The organism is Nostoc spongiaeforme FACHB-130 (assembly GCF_014698475.1).
GTDB classification, from domain to species: Bacteria; Cyanobacteriota; Cyanobacteriia; order Cyanobacteriales; family Nostocaceae; genus Nostoc_B; species Nostoc_B spongiaeforme.
In genome coordinates, this window is the sequence record NZ_JACJTB010000009.1 from 1 (window position 1) to 23345 (window position 23345).

Below are 23345 nucleotides of genomic sequence, written 5' to 3' on the forward strand. Positions count from 1 at the left end.
ACCTGCTCTGTAACGATACAACACTGCTTCTACAAACAATCGATTATCTTTAGCTGTGACTCCCACATAGCCCTCTCTCCCTGGCAACAGGTTTTTGATTCTCTCCCACTGGTTATCACGCAAGAGCGTATCGGCATGTCATCCTTTTTCTGTTATTTATGTTTTCTTCAACAGTTTTGATTCCAGTTTATCTAATTGATGACACACCCTAATTTTATATTCTGATTATATAAGAATTCCGAGTCAGTAGAAAAAATTATAACCTTGATTTTTTGAAAAAATCGGGGTTATGGAAAAGAGCGATCACTTGGTGATTGGAGATGGTAAACTATGGGCGATCGCTTGTTGAAGTTATCTGTAATTTTTATTCACATTTTCTCGAATATGAATGAGATATATCCGACTATTATTACTATTATTTATACATGATTTATTGGAGAGCCAATGCTTATATATTATCGCTTTTCTCAGTACAAACGTTAACTTGCTTAATAGAACTGATTGTTGGCTTTCTGGCAAGTGATATAGTGTTTTTTGAATTACCAAGGCTTGCTCGGAATGTCCTACGATAACTTATGTAAACTACTATCAGAAAAATATCCAGACAGCTTCGCTACTTGGGTAATGGGTGGCGAACAAACTTCCGCAGAAGTATTAAAAACAGAATTGAGTATAGAGCCAATTCGAGCAGACTATGTAACATTTATGCGTTTACAAGGGCGAATTCTCCATTTGGAATTTCAAACAAAAATAGAATCGGAGCCACCATTACCACTGCGAATGCTGGATTATTGGGTGAGACTATATCGTTTGTATCGATTACCAATTACACAAGTAGTAGTGTTGCTTTTACCACCAGCAGCAGGAACGATAATTGAAACATGCTTTGAGTTAGAGTCTACACGCCATGAGTATCAGGTAATTAAGATGTGGCAGCAAGACCCAACAGAATTACTTAAGAATATAGCTTTGTTACCTTTAGCACCACTAGCAGCTACAACAAAACCGGAAGCTTTATTACAAAAAGTTGCTCAAAGAGTTACTCAACTTGAGCCAGAACAGCGACGAGAGGTATCGGGCTATGTTCAAATCTTAGCTGGGTTAAAATTTGAGAAGAATTTGATTCAGCAAATGTTTCGGGAGGGTATGATGCGCGAATCTTTGATTTATCAAGAGATCCTTCAAGAAGGACTTCAGGAAGGTCGTCAGGAAGGACTTCAAGAAGGTCGTCAGGAAGGTAGACTGGAAGAGGCGCGATCGCTCATCCTGCGACTATTAACTCGTCAAATAGGGGATTTACCACAAACAATGCGATCGCAATTCGATGAACTCTCTGTCAATGAGTTAGAGGCGTTGGGTGAAGCTTTGCTTGATTTTAGACAGTTGACAGATTTAGAATTCTGGTTATTGAATCGCTAGAGTTGCTTGGATGCGGTATTTAGCGGATTCTCTAAATACAAGTTCATCCCTGGAAATGGTGAAGCCATCGCCACACCTCCAAATAGTTACTATTTTAATTCGGCGTTGCATAATATAGGGATGAATTGAGGTGTTCTACTGTGCATTGTCCATACTGTAAGTCTACTGACATTAGAAAAAATGGTAAACGCAGAGGTAAGCAAAATCACATTTGTGTCAGTTGTGGTCGTCAATTTATCGATGTCTATAGCCCACCAAAAGGGTACTCAGATGAGATCAAACAAGAGTGTTTAAGATCATACGTGAATGGGATGGGATTCCGAGTAATTGAGCGAGACAAGGGGGTTCATCATACAACGATTATTTATTGGCTCAAACAAATTGGCGAACAATTGCCAGATGCACCACCAATTGAGGAGATACCATCCGTTGGAGAACTGGACGAGTTAGAAACTTTCGTAGGATCAAAAAAAACAAAATTTGGTTGTGGACAGCAGTGAATCACTTCCGTCAAGGAATTTTGGCTTGGGTATTGGGAGACCATAGCGCCGAAACGTTTAAACCTTTGTGGGATATTGTTTGCTGTTGGCAGTGCTATTTTTACGTCACAGATGGATGGAAAGTTTACCCCGGTTTTATCGAGCCAGGAGACCATATCGTCAGCAAAACTTATATGACAAGAATAGAAGGCGAGAATACACGTTTACGTCATTATCTAGCACGACTGCATCGAAAAACATTATGTTATTCCAAATCAGTAAATATGCTCAAATCTTCAATTCGATTGTTACTTCATTATTTGAAGTATAGAGAAATACCTGTATTTATTTGATTCATCCCGCATTTATGCAACGCCTTTTAATTCTTCATCAACTAATTGGTCTGAGGTATTGTATCGGTGTTGCTGATTAACTCAAACCTAACTCGCGTTTTAGTAAGTTAATTGAATTTAACCCAATATAATTCTCTACCTTCATTAATTTTGGTGGTCGAATAATATCTTCAGCCGCCGCTTGTACTGCTAATTGTACTGCCCGAAAACTGGCGACATCGCTAATAATAACTTCAGCCCGCTTGACAATTGCCTGAAGTTTATAAGCATCTTTTGGTTGTGCAGTCATCACTAGTAGTTCATCACCGCGTAAACCGTGCAGAATAACTTCAGCCGCACGGGCAATACCAGTACTCAGGCTGACGATACCGATACAATTATCTTTGGGCAAATTTTTAACTAGATTCAGTTCTTTACTGTAGTCATAGATATCTAAAGGAATGACTCGCACAGCTTTTGGTGCGGCAATTTGTTCAACCTCACCAATAAAATAGCGACTGGTAACGACTGTAGCAGAGTTAGTTTTATCCAACACTGCTGCTAATTCTTCCATTCTGATGAGTTGAATGGGAATTTTGAGTGACTGCTCTAATTCATATACCATCAATTCCCCAGCGCCGATATCTTGAGAAGGGACTGCAACCAGTACCTGGGCGCTACAACGCAAACGCCAATCCATTTCTGCCAAAAATAGCTCACGGGCTTGACTGAGAGAACAGCCTTGGGCAAGGAGTTGGTCAAGGGCTTGCTGTACGACTTTGTATGCTTCGGGGTGTTGTTGGAGAATGGGTGATTGTAATCTACTACCGCCCTCGTGTCCTTGAGCGCGGACATAAATTCCTGAACCTGCCAGACTTTCTACTAAGCCTTCGTCTTCTAGCTGTCGATAAACTTTACTAATAGTGTTGCGGTGTAACCCAGTTTGCATAGCTAATGCCCTTGTGCTGGGCAATTTGTAAGCAGGTGGATATTGGCGAGATGCGATCGCAAACCGGATTTGATTAAATAACTGGGTAGAGGCGGGAATTTCACTGTCTGGCTGAATACGGAATTGAATCATCACCAAAACTCCTGAATCAAGTAACACTTAGCAATTAGCTACTTATGCTACTTGTAGTATTTTTTATTTGTAACACTTAAGAGGTAAGATCCGATACAGGTCAAGTATAAAGCCATCTCATCTGGATTGGAGCAATTTCTACATATCTAAACCAACCACGGTTACTTCCGGTGGGTGTTCCAGGGTAAATTGATAATATATCTCTCGTCGCTCTTGAGGTAAAACGGTTAATTCCCATTCTAAAATTCCCATCTCTCCCAGGGGAATTTGTGGTTGAATGCGAGTGAGGCGAATTTTAATTTGCTCGTTGCGACTCACAGGTAATTGTTCGGTAATTTTTAAATTAGTTTCTTGATTGAGTAAGTTAGTAATTAATAACCGATAAGCGTAAGTAGTGCGGCGTTGATTGACAATGATTCTTTTATCTACTTGTCTCTCAACTAAGTTACGTTCAATTTTTAAATTTTCATCAATGCCTAAGTTCAAGCTAAATTCTTGTCCTGGCGCAATATTTTCTAATTGAGTTTTACCAACAAAAATACTATCTCGAAAAATATTGGCTTTTCCTGGTAATAAAGTTGCGCCATCAGCACTGTTTTTGACATTAGCTTGTAAATAAGCAAAGCTGACTAAACGCGGCATGGCGACATAATGAAAAACACAAGGATAATCATCATTAAAAATTGTCGTTTTATGGGGCGCACCGTCACTAGGAATTTTGCCACCACCATTGAGTTTAAAAGTCACGACGCTGCCTTCTTTAGCAACTGTCGCTTTGACATTTTCTGCGGTTATGAAAGCATCCTCCTCTAAATCTTCTTCTTCTGGGGAAAACATAGCTTCAGCCGCCGCAGGCGCAGCCGCTATGGTAGGTAATGATGGCCGGGGTAAGACTCGTTGCAATGAGCGTGAACGGAGGGTGTCAATGTACCAAGGTTCTAGTTTTGGTGGTAGAGTGCCTAATCCTGGTTTTGCGGTGGAGAGGGTGAGTGCCACATCTTGCCAATCTTCGCCAGTATTTTGGGTGACTTCTGCCAGATAGCTTAAATTTACTGATTGACTCGCACTATCAACTCGTAAGTCATAAAGTGGAGTCCAGCCAGCACGATTGACAATGTAGGACACTTCTAGTTCAAATTCGCCAGCGCCAGCAACTTCAATATCAACCACCAAGTTAAAACTTTCTTTGGGATGGGGTGTTTGAATGTTGTGTAATGTGGCGCGGAGTGCTTGCAGTTGCTTATCTAGTTCCTGCTGTTGACTGTGACAATCACCAGATGCGATCGCATATTCACTATACTGGCTGCCCAAAAAATTCAAAAAATCTAAGGTTTCGCTGAGACTGAGATTTTTGCGGGACAAACTTTGAGCAAATGGTTCTGCGGTTTTTTCCCGCAAACCCTCAATAAATTGTGCCTGCAAAGCTAAGGCATCAATTTGCGCCTGGAGATTGCGTTTTTCCGCTTCTATTTGTTGAATTTGGCGGGTTAAATGTGCTACTCGTTCGCCTACTGGTTCTGTAGTGTAGATGCGATCGCTACTTACTCCCAACAAGCTAACTCCTACAGTACCTGTACCACTCACTCGCACAGAATCAGTTTCGAGAGTGACTGGCAGTGAATTAATCACCAATTCCCTTTCTACCCCTACCAAAGCAACTACGCCTCGGCGTGTAACTAGGGCTTGATTACTGTAAACCGTCACTGCTACTACCTGGGTTGGGACTGTTTTTTTCAAAGAAGGAGTTTCCAGGTTTGTCACTGCCAGCTTTCCCCCATATCAAATGACTCTGCTGGTTAATTTTTTAATGGTTCAGGTACTTTCCGTCAAGCAAGTGGAAGATATAGCAGTGGAAGTATGGGTTAGGAGAATTAAAAAGTACGAATGCCAAGAAAGAGTAACAATTTTACCTCCTGCCTGCTTGGTGAGCGAAGTCGAACCACTGCCTTCTGCTATATCAAACCTCAATCAACAGTGCTGTAAATAGGGAGTTCAGTTTGTTCAACAAATGTTTTAGCAGCATCCAGCAAATACTCATAATAAGTCCGAGCCACAATTGATAACTGTTTCCCTGCCGGATAAACCATATACCAAGCTCGTTTAATCGGGAAGTGCTGCACATCCAAAATACTAAACTCCGAAGCATCTGAGAGTAAAGTATGACGGGATAAAACAGAAATACCTAAACCACCTGCGATCGCTTGTTTAATTGCTTCATTACTCCCTAATTCCAGCTTGACATTTACCTTTACCCCATGTTCTTCTAACAACGCCTGCACAGCGCGGCGAGTTCCTGAACCGGGTTCACGCATAATAAAAGGCTCATCGTTTAACTCGTGAATTGGAATATTCTTCTCTTTTGCTAGACGATGATTTACTGGTGCAAAAACTACCAAAGGATTGTCTAAAAACGGCTCACAATTCACATCCAAATGTTCTGGAACCTGACTCATAATGTACAAATCATCCAAATTATTCATCATCCGATCAATAATTTTTTCGTGATTTGTGACTTGCAGCGAAATATCAATTCCTGGGTAACGCTGACAAAATGGCCCCAACAAACGCGGAATAAAATACTTGGCTGTGGTAATGACTGCTAAACGCAATTGCCCTTGCTTTAGCCCTTTCAAATCCGCCACTTTCATCTCAAACTGAGCAATAGTCTCAAAAATTTGTCGGCAAGTGGCAAACAGTTCTCTACCAGCCTCTGTCAAATACAAACGTTTCCCCACCTGCTCAAACAAGGGCAACCCTACAGATTTTGTCAATTGCTTAATTTGCATAGAGACTGTGGGTTGAGTCAGAAATAATTCTTCCGCAGCACGAGTAAAGCTACCATGCCGAGCCGCCGCTTCAAATACCTTCAACTGGTGTAGCGTCGCTTGGTTCAAGGGTGATTCTCCTCTAATAGCGATCTATAGATATAAAACTAGTATCACTAAACACCTGCCAATCAAGCAGTGTCGCTCATACAAAGTTATGAGTTTTAGTATAGAGAAAAATCTATTTTCGCTATTAAAAGAAAGATATTTGATTTATAGTCCGTAAAAGTTATGATCAAAACAACAAGCGAAGCGTAAGATGCCTTCCAGCCAAGATGAATGCTGAATACTGAATGCTGAGGAGAATTTTCCCACGATTCATCACTCATGATTCACAATTCATCATTCATCCTTCCATAATTCTTCAGTAACTTTTGCGGGCAACTTGGCTAAATCTGGCAACTGAAGTACCTCTAACTCAGCTACTTGCTCCTTAATATTCACTGGCATCTTAATGGGTTGTCGTTCTTCTATCCAACAACTTGCCACAGGTAAAGTTTGTTCCAACTCATCCAAAGGCCTCGGAATCACCATCACTGCGTTCAATTCCCCAATCCGTTCTGCTTCATACATTCCAGCTTCCACTGCCACCGCGACATTAGCCACAGAACCACGAATAATGGCTGTACACAAACCCGCACCGATTTTTTCATACGCTGCCAACTGCACATCAGCCGATTTGAGCATAGCATCGCAAGCTCCTACCATCGCCGGAAAACCCCGTGTTTCCACCAATCCAATCGCTAAATTACTCAGACGGCTGTAACTACCTTCCTCCATGTATTTACTTAATCTATTTGTAATGGGCAGTACTACATCTAGATTGGGAAACGGGCGAGGAATTACCAAACTAGAAACCAACTGACCAAACTGTTCAGCCGTCTGCACACCTGATTCTACTGCTAGGCGGACATCAGCAATACCACCCCGTACAATTGCTGTACAGTGACCACTGCCAATTTTTTCATATCCCACTAGGTGAACCCCAGCAGATTTTAACATCATATCAGCCGTGCCAACTATGGCTGGAAAGCTGAGGGTAGATACCATACCCAAGGCAGTGTCCTTGAGGTTATCTCTATCTCGTCGACGTGATGCTGCCCGAACAGTACTAAGGGACTGTTGATTATATGTGTCCATGTGAATTCTCCAGGATACTCACAGTCTATGCTAAAGGTAAGCGAAAGGCTGAAGAATCAAGAATAAAAGATGAAAGCGGTCTTTTTCATCCTTCATAATCCATACTTCATAACTTTAGGGGACAACTTACAATTAACACTTATTCAGGCGGTTCGTCAGACTTAGGATTGTTCAAGGATTGCCTATGGGGAAACAATGTTGTTAATAGCCTGTGAATACTTCCTTGCCCATAAATTTGAGTGCCAAAAATATCAGAAGATTCAGAATTTTCCGCGCTCACTTCTGATGAACTAGCAGCAGTTTCATCATTCTGGTTCGGAGGTGGTTGGGCAGAGGGTGTGGGCGAAGGTTGAGGAATCGAAATCGACTGGTGCGTTAACTCCAAGAAAGCAGAAGCGGAAAGATTAGTAGAGGAGATAGAAATCGGTTTTGCCTCAGTTTCTCCTAAATTATTGCCTGCTAGTAGTTGTTGTTGAGTATCAGGAACAGCAGCATCACTGATGGGTGGTGCTGGTGCTTCGGCAAGACTAGTCTGACGACTAGTATCTCCTAACACTGAGCTTGGTGGTATGACTGTTCCTGGTGCAACAGAACAGTTAAAAACTGTTGTGGCTGCACCAATACAAGCATTGGTACCAATTTTGCCTGCTCCCACCATCAAAAAACCGGCTCCCAGGTTAGCCCCTGCTTCTATTTCCAGGGTTCCTTCATTGACTTGAAGAATTGACCCCATACCAATACAAACACCAGGGCCAATCATGATTTTGCCGTTGGTAGCCGCTTGGAGTATGACACCAGGTGCTAACACTGCACTGGGATGAATGATCACCTCGCCACTAATATAAGGGTCAAAGTTATTGTGGAGGCGCAGTGGCGGCACAGACATGGAAAATTAAACCTCGGAAGATAGAAGTGCTGAGGAGCCAGTGCGTTGCGGAGGTTCCCTCCGTTGTAGCAACTGGCGTTGCTGAGTTCTAAGTGCTGAGTATACATACAACATCTTCAGTTTAGAAATCAGATGAGTAGTTTACTAAACTGACTTGCCTTTAACTCAGCGAGAAGTCGGAGCGGCGGCTTCCGCCGATCTGAACTTCGGTGACTCAGCACTTTCAACTCAGCACTACTACGGACGTTGAATAATTGTTTCTAACACACGACGTTTAGCTTTGGGGTCAATGCCAATCAAGCGCAGGTATTCACCTTCATATTCAGACAGGTATGCTTCTAAAGCTGCGATCGCATCTCTTTCTGATCTAGCCTCAATTTGCCCACAGCTAGACCAAGAACCAGTCCGAAAACGCCTTTGGTCTACGTGTTCGGCACTAATTTTGTAACCACCAGCCAGCAATTGCCGCAACTGGTCTACAACTTCTGCACTCAAGCGGTTGCTGCTGACAGGCGCTGTGGCTGTTGCAGTAGCCGAGCTATAACTGCTGGTAGCAGCGTAAGATTTTTGGCCATTAGAGGGCGCAACTGAGCCATTCGGTCTTTGAATAATACTTTCTAATATCCGGCGTTTAGCTTTCGGGTCAATACCAATCAGGCGGACATATTCACCTTGATGGCTTTCAATACATTCTTCTAGAGCCGCTACAACTTGGTCGGTTGAAGTAGCTTCTATTGGCTTACAACTAGCCCAAGAACCAGTCCGAAAACGACGCTCATCTACGTGTTCTGTACCAATTTTGTAACCACCAGCCAAGAGTTTGCGGATTTGGTCTACAGTTTCTGCACTGATGGAACCAATTCCAGCACTGCTGCTATGACCATTGCCGTTGTAGCCAGCACTACCTGTACTTGCGGGAGCTTTAAAGCTGGTAGTTGGTTGGACTGAACCATCTGGGCGTTGAATAATTGTTTCTAACACCCGACGCTTACCTTTGGGGTCAATCCCAAATAAACGCACGTACTCACCACTATGGTCTGCCAAACAGCCTTCTAAGGCTGATAAGGCTTGACTCAATGATCTGGTTTCAATTGGCTGACAGCTAGTCCAACAACCTGTACGGAACCGTCTTTGGTCTACATGTTCTGTACCAATTTTGTAACCTTGCTCCAGTAGATAGCGTACTTGATCGACTGTTTCTGCACCCAAGCTATTGCTCGCCACTTCACTACTCCTTTCCAACTCTAAAACAGTTAAACCATTACTACTTGTATAAGATTTAGCTAATTCATCCCGGATGGGTGCAATACATTTGTTATCAGCAGCACAAAGATAACCAGCCCGCAGCGCCTGATTAATTCCCACGACATGATGGGCAAACTGCTGGTCTTGATCCTGCACATCTGGCAGACGGTCAGCTTGCTGCTGGCTGGTGATTATCGCTCCCGACGGTACATATTTACCTGGGGGAATTTCTACATCTTGTATTAAAGCGTGCATCATCACGATGCAACCTGCGCCCACTCTGGCGTTAAATACTGTGGAGCGAAAGCCAATAAAGCAGCTATCCCCTACATACGCTGGGCCATGAATCAAAGCCATGTGGGTAATGGAAGCATTCTTGCCAATCCACACCGAGTATTCATTGCCATCATCGCCGATGACTCGGCCTTGCTCCAACCCATGAATCACTACACCATCTTGGATATTGGTATTTTCACCGATGTAAAAAGGTGTACCTTCATCCGCCCTAATCGAAGTCCCTGGAGCGACGATTACATTTGCACCTATCCGTACATCTCCAATCACGTTGGAGAAGGAATGGACAAATGAGGTTTTGTGGATTTCTGGCTCAGCTAAACTTCGTGACCACGGGGTTGGGGGTGCCGCCGTGCTGCTGACTGCCATTGCGAGATTCCTCCTGAATTAAGCTTTTTGTCTGTTAGTCTTTGGTCACTTGTCCTTTGTCCTTTGTTCTTTGTCTCAAACCAATGACTAATGACTAATGACTAATGACTATCTATATTGGTCTTTTTTACTGTAAATCAGGCGATCTTGAACATGAATAGTATCAATTATCGCCACCACTGCTGCATCCAAAGGGCGTTGTTCGTTGCCAAGAATTTGACGAGCGGCGCTGCCACGGCTGACTAGCACCCACTCATCTACTCCTGCGCCTACGGTATCTGCTGCTACCTCGTACTTTGGTAAGGTATTTCCTTCTTCATCCACTAATTGCAACATCAGTAGTTTGACACCGCGAAGACTTGGATCTTTTTGAGTGCTAACTACTGTGCCACGTACTTTGGCAATTTGCATTATATGTTATGGTCTTCTACCGCCGAAAGGTCGAATTGCGTTCACATTTTCCCGGAATTGCTCTACGTCTTCTGTATAACGAATTGGCAGGACGTATTCCAAGTTTTCATGGGGACGCGCAATGATGTGTGTCGATAGCACTTGTCCGCCATTAACTCGCTTCACTGATTCCACGCCTGCTGCTACAGAAGCTTGGACTTCGGAAACATCACCCCGAACAATTACTGTTACCCGACCACTACCGATTTTTTCGTAACCTACTAAGGTTACACGAGCAGCTTTCACCATCGCGTCAGCAGCTTCTACTACTGCTGGAAAGCCAAGGGTTTCTACCATTCCCACTGCAATTGACATTAGTTTTAATTCCTATTTAGATTTTCTCAAACAAACAAAAGCCCAGCTCAAGCAAGCAACCCCGTTAGTCATTTTGTATTATCGGCTGTTAAGTGCGAAACTGTTCCACTGCTTCTGTGTAACGAATCGGCAAAACATATTCCAAGTTTTCGTGGGGACGGGCAATGATGTGAGTGGAAACCACTTCACCACCATTCACTCTTCTGGCTGCTTCAATTCCAGCTGCAACTGAGGCTTGCACTTCCGAAACATCACCCCGAACAATGACGGTGACACGGGCGCTACCAATTTTTTCATACCCTACCAAAGTTACACGGGCGGCTTTCACCATCGCATCAGCAGCTTCTACTACTGCTGGAAAACCCTTTGTCTCAATCATTCCAACTGCAATTGGCATCGCAGAAACTCCTAAAAATTTAATCCAATCAGTACTGTGGTTTGAAAATTGTGACGGGGAAGCTCATCTTGAGCTAAAAGACACTTCCAAAAATAAGCATAGGAAAGCTTGGCTCCCCTGGCAATATAAATTAGTATAATAGTTTATAATAAAAAAGTTTTAAAAAACTTAATTCTTTGTCATACGGTGTTTCTGCTCTGTTTAAGTCCACTGATTCCAAGAGCAGGCGCTTATGCTTTATAATTTTTTTATTACATATCCAAATCGCTGTTCATAGCCAAGACTAATCGTCTCTGGTGAGGAAGGTAAAACTACTGTATCTTTTACAGTTTCTATCTTTCCTCCGTTTTGTGGTACGTAAATAGGAATATCTAAAAAGCATATAACTTTTTTAAATATATCTAATAAATATCTCTGCTAAATATCAGAAATAGAAATTTACAAATGAGTATAGTTCAAATGAAAGGTGGAGAATTTGAATATGTAAATCAATTATCTTAGCTGAAGTTTAGGCGGTAATTTTGCAATCCTAAAAATTATTACACATTTTTTAGAAACCAAATTTAACATAGATTTTCATCCAAAAAACTAAGTCAAAGGTGATTTTTCAAAAGGTAAAAAAATTCAGGCAGAGTTGTAAAGGTAAGCAAATTAAATGAATCAGTTTCTATTTTCAACAAGTTGGTGTGTGCCTTTGTATAGCTTGATAGGCGCACTTTTAACTTTGCCCTGGGCGATGGGAATCATTAGAAGGACAGGCCCTAGACCAGCAGCTTATATCAACTTGTTGACTACTGTTTTGGGTTTTGCCCATAGCTTGTTTGTCTTTAAAGATGTTTGGGACAGAGAACCAGAGAATTTACTGGTTAGTTGGTTTCAAGCGGCGGATTTAAACTTATCCTTTGCATTAGAACTATCGCCTGTGAGTATTGGGGCGACTGTTTTAATCACTGGCTTAAGTTTGTTGGCACAAATTTACGCCTTGGGCTATCTAGAAAAAGATTGGTCTACAGCACGCTTTTTTGGGCTACTGGGATTTTTTGAAGCAGCATTAAGTGGTTTAGCTGTCAGTGACTCTTTATTTCTCAGTTATGCTTTGCTAGAAGTCCTAACCCTATCTACATATCTGCTGGTGGGTTTTTGGTACGCACAACCTTTGGTGGTGACAGCAGCGCGGGATGCTTTCTTAACTAAGCGAGTGGGCGACTTGTTGTTGCTGATGTCGGTGGTGACGCTTTCGAGTTGGGCTGGCAGTTTGAATTTTTCGGATTTGTATGAGTGGGCGCAAACCGCAGAATTAAGCCCATTGGCCGCCACATTACTAGGTTTAGGATTAATTGCGGGGCCAGCAGGTAAATGCGCTCAGTTTCCTTTGCATTTGTGGTTAGATGAAGCGATGGAAGGGCCAAACCCAGCCTCGGTGATGCGAAATTCGCTGGTGGTTGCTGGTGGTGCTTATATACTCTACAAACTGCAACCAATTTTGGCTTTATCACCAGTGGCGTTAAATGCGCTGATAGTCATGGGTTCAGTGACGGCAGTAGGGGCAACTTTGGTGTCCTTGGCTCAAATTGATATTAAACGATCGCTCTCCCACTCTACTAGCGCATACATGGGACTGGTGTTTTTGGCGGTAGGTATGCAGCAAGGAGGCGTAGCCTTAATGTTGCTGTTGACCCATGCGATCGCCAAAGCATTATTATTTATGAGTTCGGGTTCGGTAATTTATACCACTAACACCCAAGATTTAACTGAGATGGGCGGTTTATGGTCACGGATGCCAGCTACCACTACCGCCTTTGTTGTCGGTGCGGCTGGCATGATTACATTACTACCACTGGGCAGCTTTTGGGCAATGTTGTCATGGGCTGATGGTTTGGTGGCTATTAGCCCTTGGGTAATAGCCATTTTAGTCATTGTGAATGGTTTCACAGCCTTAAACTTAACGCGAGTCTTCCGCTTAATCTTTTGGGGTCAACCACAGCAAAAAACTCGCCGTACACCGGAAGTCGGCTGGCAGATGGCAGTGCCAATGGTGACGCTGACCATACTGACCCTGCTAGTACCCCTGATGCTTCAGCAATGGTACTTACTGCCCAGTAGAGAAAGTATCAATTGGTACGTAGTAGTAACCTTGCTGGTTTCGACTGTAGTCGGAGTAGGTGTTGGCTCAACAATGTACCTGCATAAAGCTTGGTCAAGATCCAGAATTTTGGTATGGCGATTCTTACAAGATTTATTAGGTTACGATTTCTACATAGACCGGATCTATCGATTGACAGTAGTAGGAGCAGTAGCATTACTGTCTAAGATATCTGCTTGGAGCGATCGCTATATCGTCGATGGCTTTGTTAACTTGGTGGGTATTTTCACCATTTTTGGTGGGCAAAGTTTAAGGTACAGCATTTCTGGGCAATCTCAAGGCTATATGTTCACCATCCTCGTAGTGATAAGCATTTTGGGTTTCTTCATCAGTTGGTCATTAGGACTGCTGAATAACTTGCATTTTTAAAAGTGCTGAGTGCTGAGTAAACAATACCTACTCCCTATTCCCTACTCCCCATTCCCTAATTCTCTCTAAACTATGCTGAGTGCATTAATTGTGCTGCCATTGTTAGGCTCAATCATCATTGGTTTTTGGCCTGCTGTTCTGGATGGCAAACTTGCCCGTGTTATGGCGTTTGTCTGTGCTGCTACTACCTTTTTGTGGTCAGTTTTTCTCGCCATTCAATTCAACCCAGGAGAAATTAGTCAACAATTTAGTGAGTTTATTCCTTGGGTAGATGCCATCGGGTTAAGTTACAACCTTGGAATTGATGGTTTATCTTTGCCCCTACTGGTTTTAAATGGACTGTTGACTTGTATTGCTATCTCTAGCAGCGATATTTCCCAGCAACGTCCCCGACTGTATTACTCACTTATATTACTGTTAAGCACAGGGGTAACAGGCGCTTTTCTGGCGCAGGATTTACTATTGTTCTTCCTGTTTTATGAATTGGAACTGATTCCCCTTTACCTCTTAATTGCCATTTGGGGTGGTGCGAAAAGAGGTTACGCCGCGACAAAGTTTTTGATTTACACAGCCATATCTGGGATTTTGATTTTGGCAAGTTTCCTGGGGATGGTTTGGCTGAGTGGTGGTTCAAATTTTGCGTTAGCTAACTTGAATGCAGCATCTTTACCACTAGCCACACAAATCTTATTGCTGGTAGGGATTTTGGTCGGCTTTGGGATTAAGATACCTTTGGTTCCCTTCCACACTTGGTTGCCTGATGCCCACGTTGAAGCTTCCACACCCATTTCTGTATTGTTAGCTGGGGTGCTGTTGAAGTTGGGGACTTACGGCTTACTGCGGTTTGGGATGAACTTGTTACCCGATGCTTGGAGTTATGTCGCACCTTGGTTAGCAACTTGGGCAGTAGTGAGTGTGCTTTATGGTGCATCTTGCGCGATCGCCCAAACTGACATGAAAAAAATGGTAGCCTATAGTTCAATTGGACACATGGGTTATGTATTGTTGGCTGCTGCTGCTTCCACACCTCTGAGTGTTTTGGGTGCTGTGATGCAAATGATTAGCCACGGTTTGATTTCTGCCCTGCTGTTTTTGTTGGTTGGCGTAATATACAAAAAAGCAGGTAGCCGTGATTTAGACGTGATTCGCGGACTCTTAAATCCTGAACGGGGAATGCCGGTGATTGGTAGTTTGATGGTTTTGGGAGTGATGGCCAGCGCAGGTATACCAGGAATGGTCGGATTTATTTCAGAATTTGTGATTTTCCGGGGCAGTTTTACTATTTTCCCAGTGCAAACTCTACTATCAATGCTGGGGACTGGTTTAACGGCGGTTTACTTCTTAATTCTGATGAATCGAGCCTTTTTTGGGCGCTTGTCTGCACAAGTAGTTAATTTACCACGAGTTTATTGGAGCGATCGCCTGCCATCTGTCGTGTTAGCCATAATCATTGTGATTTTTGGTATTCAACCTGCTTGGTTATCTCGCTGGAGTGAACCCACAATTACCGCCATGATGAATGTAGATCAAGTGGTGGCAACAGTCTCGGTAGAAAAATTGAAGTAAAAAGTAAAAAAGCAAAAAGTAAATTTTTTTACTTTTGCCTTTTTACTTTTACCTTCTTATTGACTCATTCCCAATTTGGAGAACTGGCAATGGTAACTATTAAAAATAAACCCGGATCTCATCCTTTAGCTGAGTATGTAGAAAGATTACAGACAGGTGGGGCATTATTACCTGACAGCAAGGAAAATGTATTAGAAGTAGTTGGCATCCTCAAAAGTTATGGTGTGGTTTTAGATGCCTACTCTAACAATCTTATCTACATTGCTGACCATCAATTTTTAGTATTTTTCCCCTTTTTTAAATACTTTAATGACGAATTTTCTTGGGCAAAATTACTGCGTCACTGGTGGCACGATCGCATAAATTACGAATATGCCGAATATTGTATGAAAGCCATGATGTGGCATGGTGGCGGTGGCTTAGATGCTTATTTAGATAATAAAGAATTTCAAGAACGTGCCAAAGCAGTAATCACCGCTAAATTTAAAAATAATCCCTTTGTTTTAGGATTAAACCAATTATTCCCTGACTTTTTAACTGAACAATTGCGAGTTTCGGCTTACTACAGTGGCTTAGGTCAATTTTGGCGCGTCATGGCTGATATTTTTCTCACCTTATCTGACCGCTATGACAACGGCGAAATCACATCAATTGCCCAAGTTGTAGACCACATTAAAGCAGGTTTAGTTGCCGATGCCCTCAAGCCAATTACATATTCCGTCAAAATTCAAGATAAAGTCTACGACATTATCCCTAAAAGTGTTGGTTTAACATTCTTAGCTGATACAGCAGTACCTTATGTTGAGGCCGTTTTCTTCCGGGGAACTCCATTTCACGGCACAGTTTCTTACAATGCCCAAGCTTATCAAATTCCCCCAGATCAAGGAAGATTCCAGTATGGTGCATTGTACGCTGATCCTTTACCGATTGGTGGTGCTGGTATTCCGCCTACCTTGCTGATGCAGGATATGCGCCATTATTTACCAGAATACTTGCACGCTGTTTATCGTCGTCGTCCGCGTGGGGAAGATGATTTACGAGTCCAAATCTGTATTAGTTTCCAAAAGTCCATGTTTTGCGTCACTACCGCCGCAATTTTAGGATTGATGCCTTACCCTGCGGACACACAAGAACCATCTGAACAAAATGCCAATCGAATTTACCTAGAAAAGTGGATGGATAGATTTACAACCTCACGATTAAGTGATGTTAATAGTTAAAGTGCTGAGTGCTGAGTGCTGAGTGCTGAGTAAAAAATCATAATTATTGACTAGCCTCTAGCCCCTAGTACAATACGGCGTAAATAAACAGACCATAAGAAATTGATCAAATGCTTGTGGTATTGTTATTCTTTACTTTTGCCTTTTGCCTTTTTACTTTTGCCTTTTTGTACTAGCCTCTTTCACTCACCCCACACATCTAGTAGTCTCAATTTCAATTGCGTCAGAAATAAAACAAACTCCGCCAAACTTATTTAGAGTTTGTCGGACATTTGACTCTACCAAAGACAATTTTTCTGGTGGAAAAAAGGCAATGATATAAACATTGTCTAGCATTGTCATGGCTAAATCATTGGTGATTGTACCTCTTGTACCTTTGCCGGCTACATCTTTGATAACTGAATGTCCCCTTACGCCTGCCTTCTCTAAAGATTCTAAAATTTTACCGAGTTCAACATAATTGGCAAAGATTTCTATGCGTTTTACAGGCTGCATAATCTTACCTCCAAAATAGATTAATGCCGTATAAATAGAGCGGTATGCCGACAATGATATTAAAAGGAAAAGTCACAGCTAACGCCGTCGAAACATACAAACTAGGATTCGCTTCTGGGACGGTGAGGCGCATAGCTGCTGGTACAGCAATGTAGGATGCACTGGCACACAGCACAGAGAATAACAAGCTATCTCCTTGGGACATTCCGATCGCTTTCGCAATTAATAAAGATATGCCAGCATTGAAAATTGGTACTAGTATCGCAAACAAAATCAGGAAAAACCCAGTTTTTTGCAAATCTTTTATTCTTCTAGCAGCTAACAGTCCCATATCCAATAAAAAGAACGTCAGCACGCCATAAAACATATCTTGGGTAAAGGGTTTTAAGGTTTGCCAACCATGTTCTCCGGTAAGAACACCCATGAACAAGCTACCAACTAACAAAAATACTGAACTATTCAGAAAAGCTTCTTGTAATACTTCTGACCAGTTAAATTCCCGTTCGTTTTCATCAACTGTAAAAACCTTAACTAATATTAACCCTACAACGATCGCTGGTGATTCCATTAATGCCAAGGCTGCAACCATAAACCCATCAAAACTCATTCCCAGTTGCGTTAAAAAAGAACTGGCAGTAATAAAAGTTACAGCACTAATTGAACCATAAGTAGCTGCGATCGCAGCTGAATTATAAGTATCAAGTTTAATTCTCAGAATGAAAAATGTGTAAACAGGAACAACACAAGCCATTAACATCGCGGCTAAAAGCGTCAGTATTACTGATTGAGTAATTCCACTTTTAACCAGTTCCACTCCACCTTTAAAGCCAATGGCAAATAACAAATACAAAGATAATAATTTCGGTATTGGTGCGGGAATTTCTAAATCTGTTTTAACTAATACCGCCAAAATACCTAAAAAAAACGCTAACACAGGTGGATTCAAGATGTTGGATACAATCAAGCTGACATCCATAATTCCACCATACCTCCAAAAATTAGCTGAATACTCATCAATCAGTTTAGGGTAATATCGTACACATCGAAAATTCTTTGGAATATATTCAGCAAGGTTAGGGGTTAGAGGTTAGTACAACAAGGCAAAAGTCAAAAGGCAAAAGTCAAAAGGAAGAATAACTATACCACAAGCCTTTTAGCAATTTCTTATGGTCTGTTGATTTCATCCGACCTGTACTAGTCAATAAGATTCAATTTTTTACTCATCACTCAATACTCAACACTCAGAACTCAGCATTTTTTCTTGCCTGTTTTGCTGACACACATTTCTATCGTCAGAAGGACGCGGGATTTTGGGAATTAGCGTACTTTTATGCTGGTGTTGATTACTTGAGTTGTTTAAGGTAGTCTCGATGAGACTCTTAAGGCAAGAATAGTTTTTATTTATCTCAATTTTACCGATAAATACCTATAAATAAGGTTTTTACTGAAATTATAAATAATCAAAACTTATTATTACACTGCCAAATTTAGGGGTTAAAACTACGAAAGCTGATATTGCCGCGATCGCCGTTGCCTGACTTAGTTTATACACATTTTGGTCTCCTCCAGATATAATGCAAGCAAGTACTTGCATGAAAAGCTATGTCCCAATCTGAGTTACCTGATTCACAGTTTCCGCTTGAAATAGAACAGCCTGTTACTACGGACTCTCATCAGGCTCAACCAACAGATTCTCCATCGGAACCAAAACTGATCTCCATAGCTAATAAAAAGCGACCTTGGGCTGTAATTTTAGGTGTGGTGCTATTAATTGCAGGTGTTGGTGTTGGTTGGCGCTGGTGGCAAACTAGTCAAGGGAGTAATGCACCGGCTGGGGCTGCGGCGGCTCAAGCGATGGGAGTTCCTGTGAAATTAGCCACGGTGGAGAATGCAACGATTCAGGAAACGTCAGAATTAGTTGGGACTTTAGATGCACCACGCTCAGTTACACTCAAGCCAGAAATTGACGGACGCATCACCCAGATTTTATTTCAAGAAGGCGATCGCGTTTCTCAAGGACAAGTAGTGATTCGCCTGCAAAGTGATGATGCCCAAGCGCAGTTACTCCAAGCCAAAGCCTCCCTTGAACAAGCCCAAGCACGTCTGGCAGAACTCAAAGCAGGCACACGCTCAGAAGAAATTGCCCAAGCCAGAGCGCAGCTATCACAAGCCCAGGCGCGTTTACGAGATGCTCAAACAGGCTCCAGTCCTGAAGAAATGGCTCAAGCCGAAGCCCAAATAGAAGCTGCTAAATCTGACTTAGCATTAGCCAAATCCCGTGCCGAACGCTACGAAAACTTACAAAAACAAGGCGCGATTTCTGAGGATCAGATGGAAGGCTATCTGAGAGAACAACGTAGCGCCGCCGCCGCCTTAGTAGTAGCCGAAAAACGCCTAGAGCAACTCAGCAAAGGTAGAACTTCTAACATTAATGAGTTACAAGCAGCCGTTGAGCAGCAAAGACAAAACTTAAGACAATTAGAAAACGGCCCCCGTCAAGAAGAAATTGCCCAAGCGCGATCGCAAGTTACCCAAGCTGCTGCTCAAGTCAAAGCCGCCGAAGTACAATTGCAATACACCAACGTCCGCGCTCCCTTTACTGGACTGTTAGGCGATATCCCCGTAAGAGTCGGCGAATTTGTCAGCAAAGCCGATAGCCTCACCACCCTTACCAGAAATGACTCCTTAGAATTAAATATCTCTGTCCCCCTCACCCAATCCCAGCGAGTGCGTGTTGGTTTACCTGTGCAGATGCTCGATGCTCAAGGGCAAGCCACCGCTACAGGTAACATTAGTTTTATTTCACCCAACGCCAACTCTACTTCGCAAACAGTTTTAGCCAAAGCCACCTTTAGAAATGGTGGTAGACAACTATTGAATCGTCAGTTAGTCCAAACAAAAATCATTTGGGATGAACGTCCCGGAATTTTAGTGCCTGTAACAGCAGTATCCCGCCTTGGTGGAGAAGCATTTGTATTTGTGGCTCAAGCACCAGAAAATCCTAAACCCGGAGCGCCAGCTTTAGTAGCTTTGCAAAAACCAGTCAAGTTAGGAGCCATTGAAGGCAGTAATTACCAAGTGCTAGAAGGACTCAAAGCCGGAGACAAAATTGTAGTTTCTGGCATCCTCAACTTAACCAACGGCGCACCCATCATTCCTACTCCCTAATACCTATGTTTGTTGATTTTTTCATCAAGCGACCAGTCTTTGCTACAGTCTGTGCGATCATTATCCTGCTGGTGGGATTAATTAGTATTCCCACACTACCCATTGCGCGATTTCCCGATATTAGTCCCACACAAGTTAACGTTACAGCCAACTACAGTGGAGCCAGTGCTGAAGTTGTCGAAAGTGGCATCACTAATATTTTAGAAAGACAAATTAATGGTGTTGAAGGTCTGAGATATATGACCTCCAGCAGCAGTAACGATGGAACCAGCAATATTACAATTACCTTTGATGCTTCCCGAAATAAAGACTTAGCTGCTGTTGATGTCCAGAATCGGGTTTCTATTGCTGAGGCACAATTACCAGATGTTGTGCAGCGTACAGGAGTTAGAGTCAGCCAGCAATCAAGCAATATTCTCTTAGGGCTTGGTTTGTATACCGATAATAAAGAGTATGACAACACTTTTTTGAGTAATTATGCTGACCTTTACATAGCCGATGCGCTGAAAAGAGTTAAAGGTGTGGGTGATGTACGGATTTTTGGTGAACGCCGCTATGCTATGCGTTTGTGGTTAGATCCCAATCGGTTAGCGACTCGCGGATTAACGACAGAAGATGTCACCACAGCATTAGCACAACAAAACTTGCAAGTTGGTGCAGGCAGAATTGGTCAAGAACCTGCACCCCAGGGACAACAGTATCAAATTGATGTGCGTGCAGCCAGCCGACTTACAGAACCCGCAGAATTTGAAGAAATCGTGATTAAAACTGAAGATGATGGAACTTTAGTTAAACTCAGAGATGTTGGTCGGGCAGAATTAGGGGCAGAAAATTACAACACATTTCTGCGATACCGCGCTAAGGATGCTGTCGGCTTGGGTATCTATCAAGTTCCGGGAAGTAATGCCTTAGATGTTGCCAAGGGTGTGAAAGCCGCAATGGCGGAACTGGCTCCCAGTTTTCCACCAGGGATGAAATATCAGGTAGCTTTTGACACAACCTTGTTTGTGGAAGAGTCCTTAGCCGAAGTTGTGAAAACTCTCATTGAAGCTGTAGTGTTGGTTGTGATTGTAATTTTCTTGTTTTTGCAAGATTGGCGAACTACACTAATTCCGGCACTGACGATTCCCTTAGCTTTAGTGGGGACGTTTGCTTTTGTTAAAGTATTTAACTTTTCGATTAATAGTTTGACCTTGTTTGGTTTGACACTTGCATCAGGGATGGTGGTAGATGATGCGATCGTGGTAGTGGAGCAAATTAGCCGATTTATTCAAGATAAAGGCATTAATCCCCGCCGCGCTGCGAGTGAATCGATGGCGGAATTATTTGGTGCTGTAATTGCGACTTCCTTGGTGTTGATGGCGGTGTTTGTTCCAGTGGCATTTTTTCCGGGAACCACAGGGGCATTGTATCGGCAATTTGCCTTAACTATCGCCTTCTCCATTGCCATTTCCACTTTTTTGGCTTTGACTCTCACACCTTCATTGTGTGCTTTATTACTGCGCCAAGGGCAAAAACCGCCAGGTTGGCTGGGCTGGATTTTTGACCAGATTAACAGATTCTTGGAGTGGGTAAGACTAGGATATCAGCGATCGCTTGGTTTTCTCACACGCATTAAAAGTGTGATTATCGGGCTATTTATCGTTTCTTTAGGGATGACTGCTTGGTTATATACTAGCGTCCCGACAGCTTTCCTCCCCGACGAAGACCAAGGTTACTTCATCACAATTCTTCAAGGGCCGCAAGGAGTATCGCTGCAATACACCAGCGATGTCATGTCCAAAGTTGAACAGGAAATTCTACAACTCCCAGAAGTCGTGGGAACTTTTGCCGTTGGCGGTTTTGGTTTCAGTGGAAGTACCGCCAATAGTGGTATTATCTTTACCACCCTCAAACCTTGGAGTGAGCGTGAACGACCAGATCAAACCGTCCAAGCCCTCATCGGTAAACTACAAGGCAAGTTTTTTGCTATTCCTGAAGCCAGAGTCTTTGCTGTCAACCCTCCAGCCATTCAAGGCTTAGGTAACTTTGGTGGTTTTACCTTTCAACTCCAAGACCGCAGAGGTAACGGCGGCTTAGATAATCTAGTGCAATCAATGGGTCAATTGCTTGGTCGTGCCAATCAAACACCCGGACTGCAACGTGTATTCACCACCTTTGCCGCCAATACACCCCAGCTACTTGTAGAAGTAGACCGAAACAAAGCCAACTCCCTGCAAGTTAACGTAGATGATATCTTTACTACCCTACAAACTGCCTTGGGGTCGCAATATGTCAACGACTTCAACCTCCAGCAGCGCAACTATCGGGTATATGTCCAAGCTGATGAACAGTTTCGTTCTAACCCCCAAGATATCGGTAAACTCTACGTCCGTTCTCGCAGAAATGAAATGATTCCTTTGAGTAATTTGGTGAAAATTACTCCCACTACAGGAGCGCAAACCATCAACCACTATAATCTATTCCGCTCCATTGAAATCAACGGTGCCGCCGCACCAGGCTTTAGTTCTGGAGATGCTATCCAGAAAATGGAACAGGTAGCACAACAAGTTTTACCCCCTGGTTATGGCTACGAGTGGTCAGGTACATCTTTAGAAGAACTCGCCTCTGGTGGTTTAGCACCCTTGATTTTTGGCTTAGGTCTGACTTTTGTCTTCTTAGTACTAGCTGCTCAATATGAAAATTACATCGACCCTTTAATTATTATGCTGTCAGTGCCTTTAGCAATTTTTGGCGCACTGTTAGCCCAATCAATGCGGGGTTTTCCTAACGATGTATATTGTCAAATTGGTTTAGTCATGTTGATTGGTTTGGCAAGTAAAAATGCAATTTTGATTGTAGAATTTGCCAATCAATTGCGAGAACAAGGGCTATCAATTACCAAAGCCGTTATAGAAGCTTCTCAAGAACGGTTGCGTCCAATTTTGATGACAGCTTTTTCCACACTTTTGGGGATTTTTCCCTTAGCTGTAGCCACTGGTGCAGGTGCAGGTAGCCGTCAATCTTTAGGAACAGCCGTATTTGGTGGAATGCTAATTGCGACATTCTTAAGTTTGTTTGTTGTTCCTATTTTGTACATTGTGATTAAGTCACTGACAGAACGATTGATTAAACCACGTCACGAAGAAACAATCTAAATCTAAGGGTGTAGG

At 42.7% G+C, this 23345-nt stretch carries 18 protein-coding genes and 1 pseudogene; 7 read left to right on the plus strand and 12 right to left on the minus strand.

The features are described from left to right. A partial coding sequence (locus tag H6G74_RS09685; protein WP_190967465.1) for a transposase occupies nucleotides 1-123 on the minus strand: 123 nt, incomplete at its 3' end. Between the two features lie 435 nt (nucleotides 124-558). On the opposite strand from H6G74_RS09685, the gene H6G74_RS09690 reads away from it, so the two are divergent. Both H6G74_RS09690 and H6G74_RS09695 read left to right on the plus strand, forming a co-directional pair. Beyond that, nucleotides 559-1419, plus strand: coding sequence for a DUF4351 domain-containing protein (locus H6G74_RS09690; RefSeq protein ID WP_190967466.1), 861 nt, complete (start codon nucleotides 559-561; stop codon nucleotides 1417-1419). Nucleotides 1420-1559: 140 nt separating this feature from the next. Continuing rightward, a pseudogene (locus H6G74_RS09695) lies at nucleotides 1560-2251 on the plus strand (IS1 family transposase). Nucleotides 2252-2327: 76 nt separating this feature from the next. Here H6G74_RS09695 and H6G74_RS09700 read toward each other — a convergent pair. The 9 genes from H6G74_RS09700 to H6G74_RS09740 form a co-directional block, all read right to left on the minus strand. Further along, complete coding sequence (locus H6G74_RS09700) at nucleotides 2328-3311, minus strand: GntR family transcriptional regulator (RefSeq protein WP_190967468.1); 984 nt, start codon at nucleotides 3309-3311, stop codon at nucleotides 2328-2330. Between the two features lie 138 nt (nucleotides 3312-3449). Then, complete coding sequence (locus tag H6G74_RS09705; RefSeq protein ID WP_190967469.1) at nucleotides 3450-5072, minus strand: mucoidy inhibitor MuiA family protein; 1623 nt, start codon at nucleotides 5070-5072, stop codon at nucleotides 3450-3452. 203 nt (nucleotides 5073-5275) lie between these two features. After that, a complete protein-coding gene (locus H6G74_RS09710; RefSeq protein WP_190590487.1) occupies nucleotides 5276-6205 on the minus strand; it encodes a LysR family transcriptional regulator in 930 nt (309 codons plus the stop codon). A gap of 273 nt (nucleotides 6206-6478) precedes the next feature. Beyond that, the gene (locus tag H6G74_RS09715) at nucleotides 6479-7276 is read right to left on the minus strand and encodes a BMC domain-containing protein (protein WP_190967470.1); all 798 of its coding nucleotides are present in this window, start codon (nucleotides 7274-7276) and stop codon (nucleotides 6479-6481) included. A gap of 139 nt (nucleotides 7277-7415) precedes the next feature. Beyond that, entirely contained in the window at nucleotides 7416-8162 is a 747-nt protein-coding gene (locus tag H6G74_RS09720; RefSeq protein ID WP_190967471.1) for a transferase, read from the minus strand. A gap of 237 nt (nucleotides 8163-8399) precedes the next feature. After that, nucleotides 8400-10070, minus strand: coding sequence for a ribulose bisphosphate carboxylase small subunit (locus H6G74_RS09725; protein WP_190967472.1), 1671 nt, complete (start codon nucleotides 10068-10070; stop codon nucleotides 8400-8402). Nucleotides 10071-10178: 108 nt separating this feature from the next. Next, nucleotides 10179-10481 carry a EutN/CcmL family microcompartment protein gene (locus H6G74_RS09730; RefSeq protein ID WP_062293088.1) on the minus strand — a complete coding sequence of 101 codons (303 nt, stop codon included), beginning with the start codon at nucleotides 10479-10481 and terminating at the stop codon, nucleotides 10179-10181. A gap of 6 nt (nucleotides 10482-10487) precedes the next feature. After that, nucleotides 10488-10835, minus strand: coding sequence for a carbon dioxide-concentrating mechanism protein CcmK (locus H6G74_RS09735; protein WP_015111750.1), 348 nt, complete (start codon nucleotides 10833-10835; stop codon nucleotides 10488-10490). Nucleotides 10836-10923: 88 nt separating this feature from the next. Further along, entirely contained in the window at nucleotides 10924-11232 is a 309-nt protein-coding gene (locus tag H6G74_RS09740) for a carbon dioxide-concentrating mechanism protein CcmK (RefSeq protein WP_010995042.1), read from the minus strand. A 655-nt stretch (nucleotides 11233-11887) separates the two neighbouring features. On the opposite strand from H6G74_RS09740, the gene H6G74_RS09745 reads away from it, so the two are divergent. From H6G74_RS09745 to H6G74_RS09755, 3 genes are all read left to right on the plus strand, one after another. Beyond that, entirely contained in the window at nucleotides 11888-13744 is a 1857-nt protein-coding gene (locus tag H6G74_RS09745; protein WP_190967473.1) for an NAD(P)H-quinone oxidoreductase subunit F, read from the plus strand. Nucleotides 13745-13816: 72 nt separating this feature from the next. Further along, complete coding sequence (locus H6G74_RS09750) at nucleotides 13817-15310, plus strand: NADH-quinone oxidoreductase subunit M (protein ID WP_190967474.1); 1494 nt, start codon at nucleotides 13817-13819, stop codon at nucleotides 15308-15310. Between the two features lie 89 nt (nucleotides 15311-15399). Then, entirely contained in the window at nucleotides 15400-16530 is a 1131-nt protein-coding gene (locus tag H6G74_RS09755) for a CO2 hydration protein (protein ID WP_190967475.1), read from the plus strand. Between the two features lie 186 nt (nucleotides 16531-16716). On the opposite strand, the gene H6G74_RS09760 is transcribed toward H6G74_RS09755, so the two are convergent. Next, nucleotides 16717-17025, minus strand: coding sequence for a P-II family nitrogen regulator (locus H6G74_RS09760; protein ID WP_190967476.1), 309 nt, complete (start codon nucleotides 17023-17025; stop codon nucleotides 16717-16719). Nucleotides 17026-17029: 4 nt separating this feature from the next. Further along, nucleotides 17030-18001, minus strand: coding sequence for a sodium-dependent bicarbonate transport family permease (locus H6G74_RS09765; protein ID WP_190967477.1), 972 nt, complete (start codon nucleotides 17999-18001; stop codon nucleotides 17030-17032). Nucleotides 18002-18627: 626 nt separating this feature from the next. Between H6G74_RS09765 and H6G74_RS09770 the strand changes: the two genes are divergently transcribed. Beyond that, the gene (locus H6G74_RS09770) at nucleotides 18628-20193 is read left to right on the plus strand and encodes an efflux RND transporter periplasmic adaptor subunit (protein WP_190967478.1); all 1566 of its coding nucleotides are present in this window, start codon (nucleotides 18628-18630) and stop codon (nucleotides 20191-20193) included. Nucleotides 20194-20198: 5 nt separating this feature from the next. Further along, nucleotides 20199-23330 carry an efflux RND transporter permease subunit gene (locus tag H6G74_RS09775; RefSeq protein ID WP_190967479.1) on the plus strand — a complete coding sequence of 1044 codons (3132 nt, stop codon included), beginning with the start codon at nucleotides 20199-20201 and terminating at the stop codon, nucleotides 23328-23330. Nucleotides 23331-23345 lie beyond the last annotated feature (15 nt).

What these genes read in the sequence shown, in the direction of transcription:
- H6G74_RS09760 (WP_190967476.1), bottom strand. Translation starts at nt 17,025, where the DNA reads ATGCAGCCTGTAAAACGCATAGAAATCTTTGCCAATTATGTTGAACTC.
- H6G74_RS09690 (WP_190967466.1), top strand. Translation starts at nt 559, where the DNA reads ATGTCCTACGATAACTTATGTAAACTACTATCAGAAAAATATCCAGAC.
- H6G74_RS09700 (WP_190967468.1), bottom strand. Translation starts at nt 3,311, where the DNA reads ATGATTCAATTCCGTATTCAGCCAGACAGTGAAATTCCCGCCTCTACC.
- H6G74_RS09740 (WP_010995042.1), bottom strand. Translation starts at nt 11,232, where the DNA reads ATGCCAATTGCAGTTGGAATGATTGAGACAAAGGGTTTTCCAGCAGTA.
- H6G74_RS09715 (WP_190967470.1), bottom strand. Translation starts at nt 7,276, where the DNA reads ATGGACACATATAATCAACAGTCCCTTAGTACTGTTCGGGCAGCATCA.
- H6G74_RS09720 (WP_190967471.1), bottom strand. Translation starts at nt 8,162, where the DNA reads ATGTCTGTGCCGCCACTGCGCCTCCACAATAACTTTGACCCTTATATT.
- H6G74_RS09765 (WP_190967477.1), bottom strand. Translation starts at nt 18,001, where the DNA reads ATGGATGTCAGCTTGATTGTATCCAACATCTTGAATCCACCTGTGTTA.
- H6G74_RS09735 (WP_015111750.1), bottom strand. Translation starts at nt 10,835, where the DNA reads ATGTCAATTGCAGTGGGAATGGTAGAAACCCTTGGCTTTCCAGCAGTA.
- H6G74_RS09755 (WP_190967475.1), top strand. Translation starts at nt 15,400, where the DNA reads ATGGTAACTATTAAAAATAAACCCGGATCTCATCCTTTAGCTGAGTAT.
- H6G74_RS09770 (WP_190967478.1), top strand. Translation starts at nt 18,628, where the DNA reads ATGTCCCAATCTGAGTTACCTGATTCACAGTTTCCGCTTGAAATAGAA.
- H6G74_RS09725 (WP_190967472.1), bottom strand. Translation starts at nt 10,070, where the DNA reads ATGGCAGTCAGCAGCACGGCGGCACCCCCAACCCCGTGGTCACGAAGT.
- H6G74_RS09745 (WP_190967473.1), top strand. Translation starts at nt 11,888, where the DNA reads ATGAATCAGTTTCTATTTTCAACAAGTTGGTGTGTGCCTTTGTATAGC.
- H6G74_RS09775 (WP_190967479.1), top strand. Translation starts at nt 20,199, where the DNA reads ATGTTTGTTGATTTTTTCATCAAGCGACCAGTCTTTGCTACAGTCTGT.
- H6G74_RS09750 (WP_190967474.1), top strand. Translation starts at nt 13,817, where the DNA reads ATGCTGAGTGCATTAATTGTGCTGCCATTGTTAGGCTCAATCATCATT.
- H6G74_RS09730 (WP_062293088.1), bottom strand. Translation starts at nt 10,481, where the DNA reads ATGCAAATTGCCAAAGTACGTGGCACAGTAGTTAGCACTCAAAAAGAT.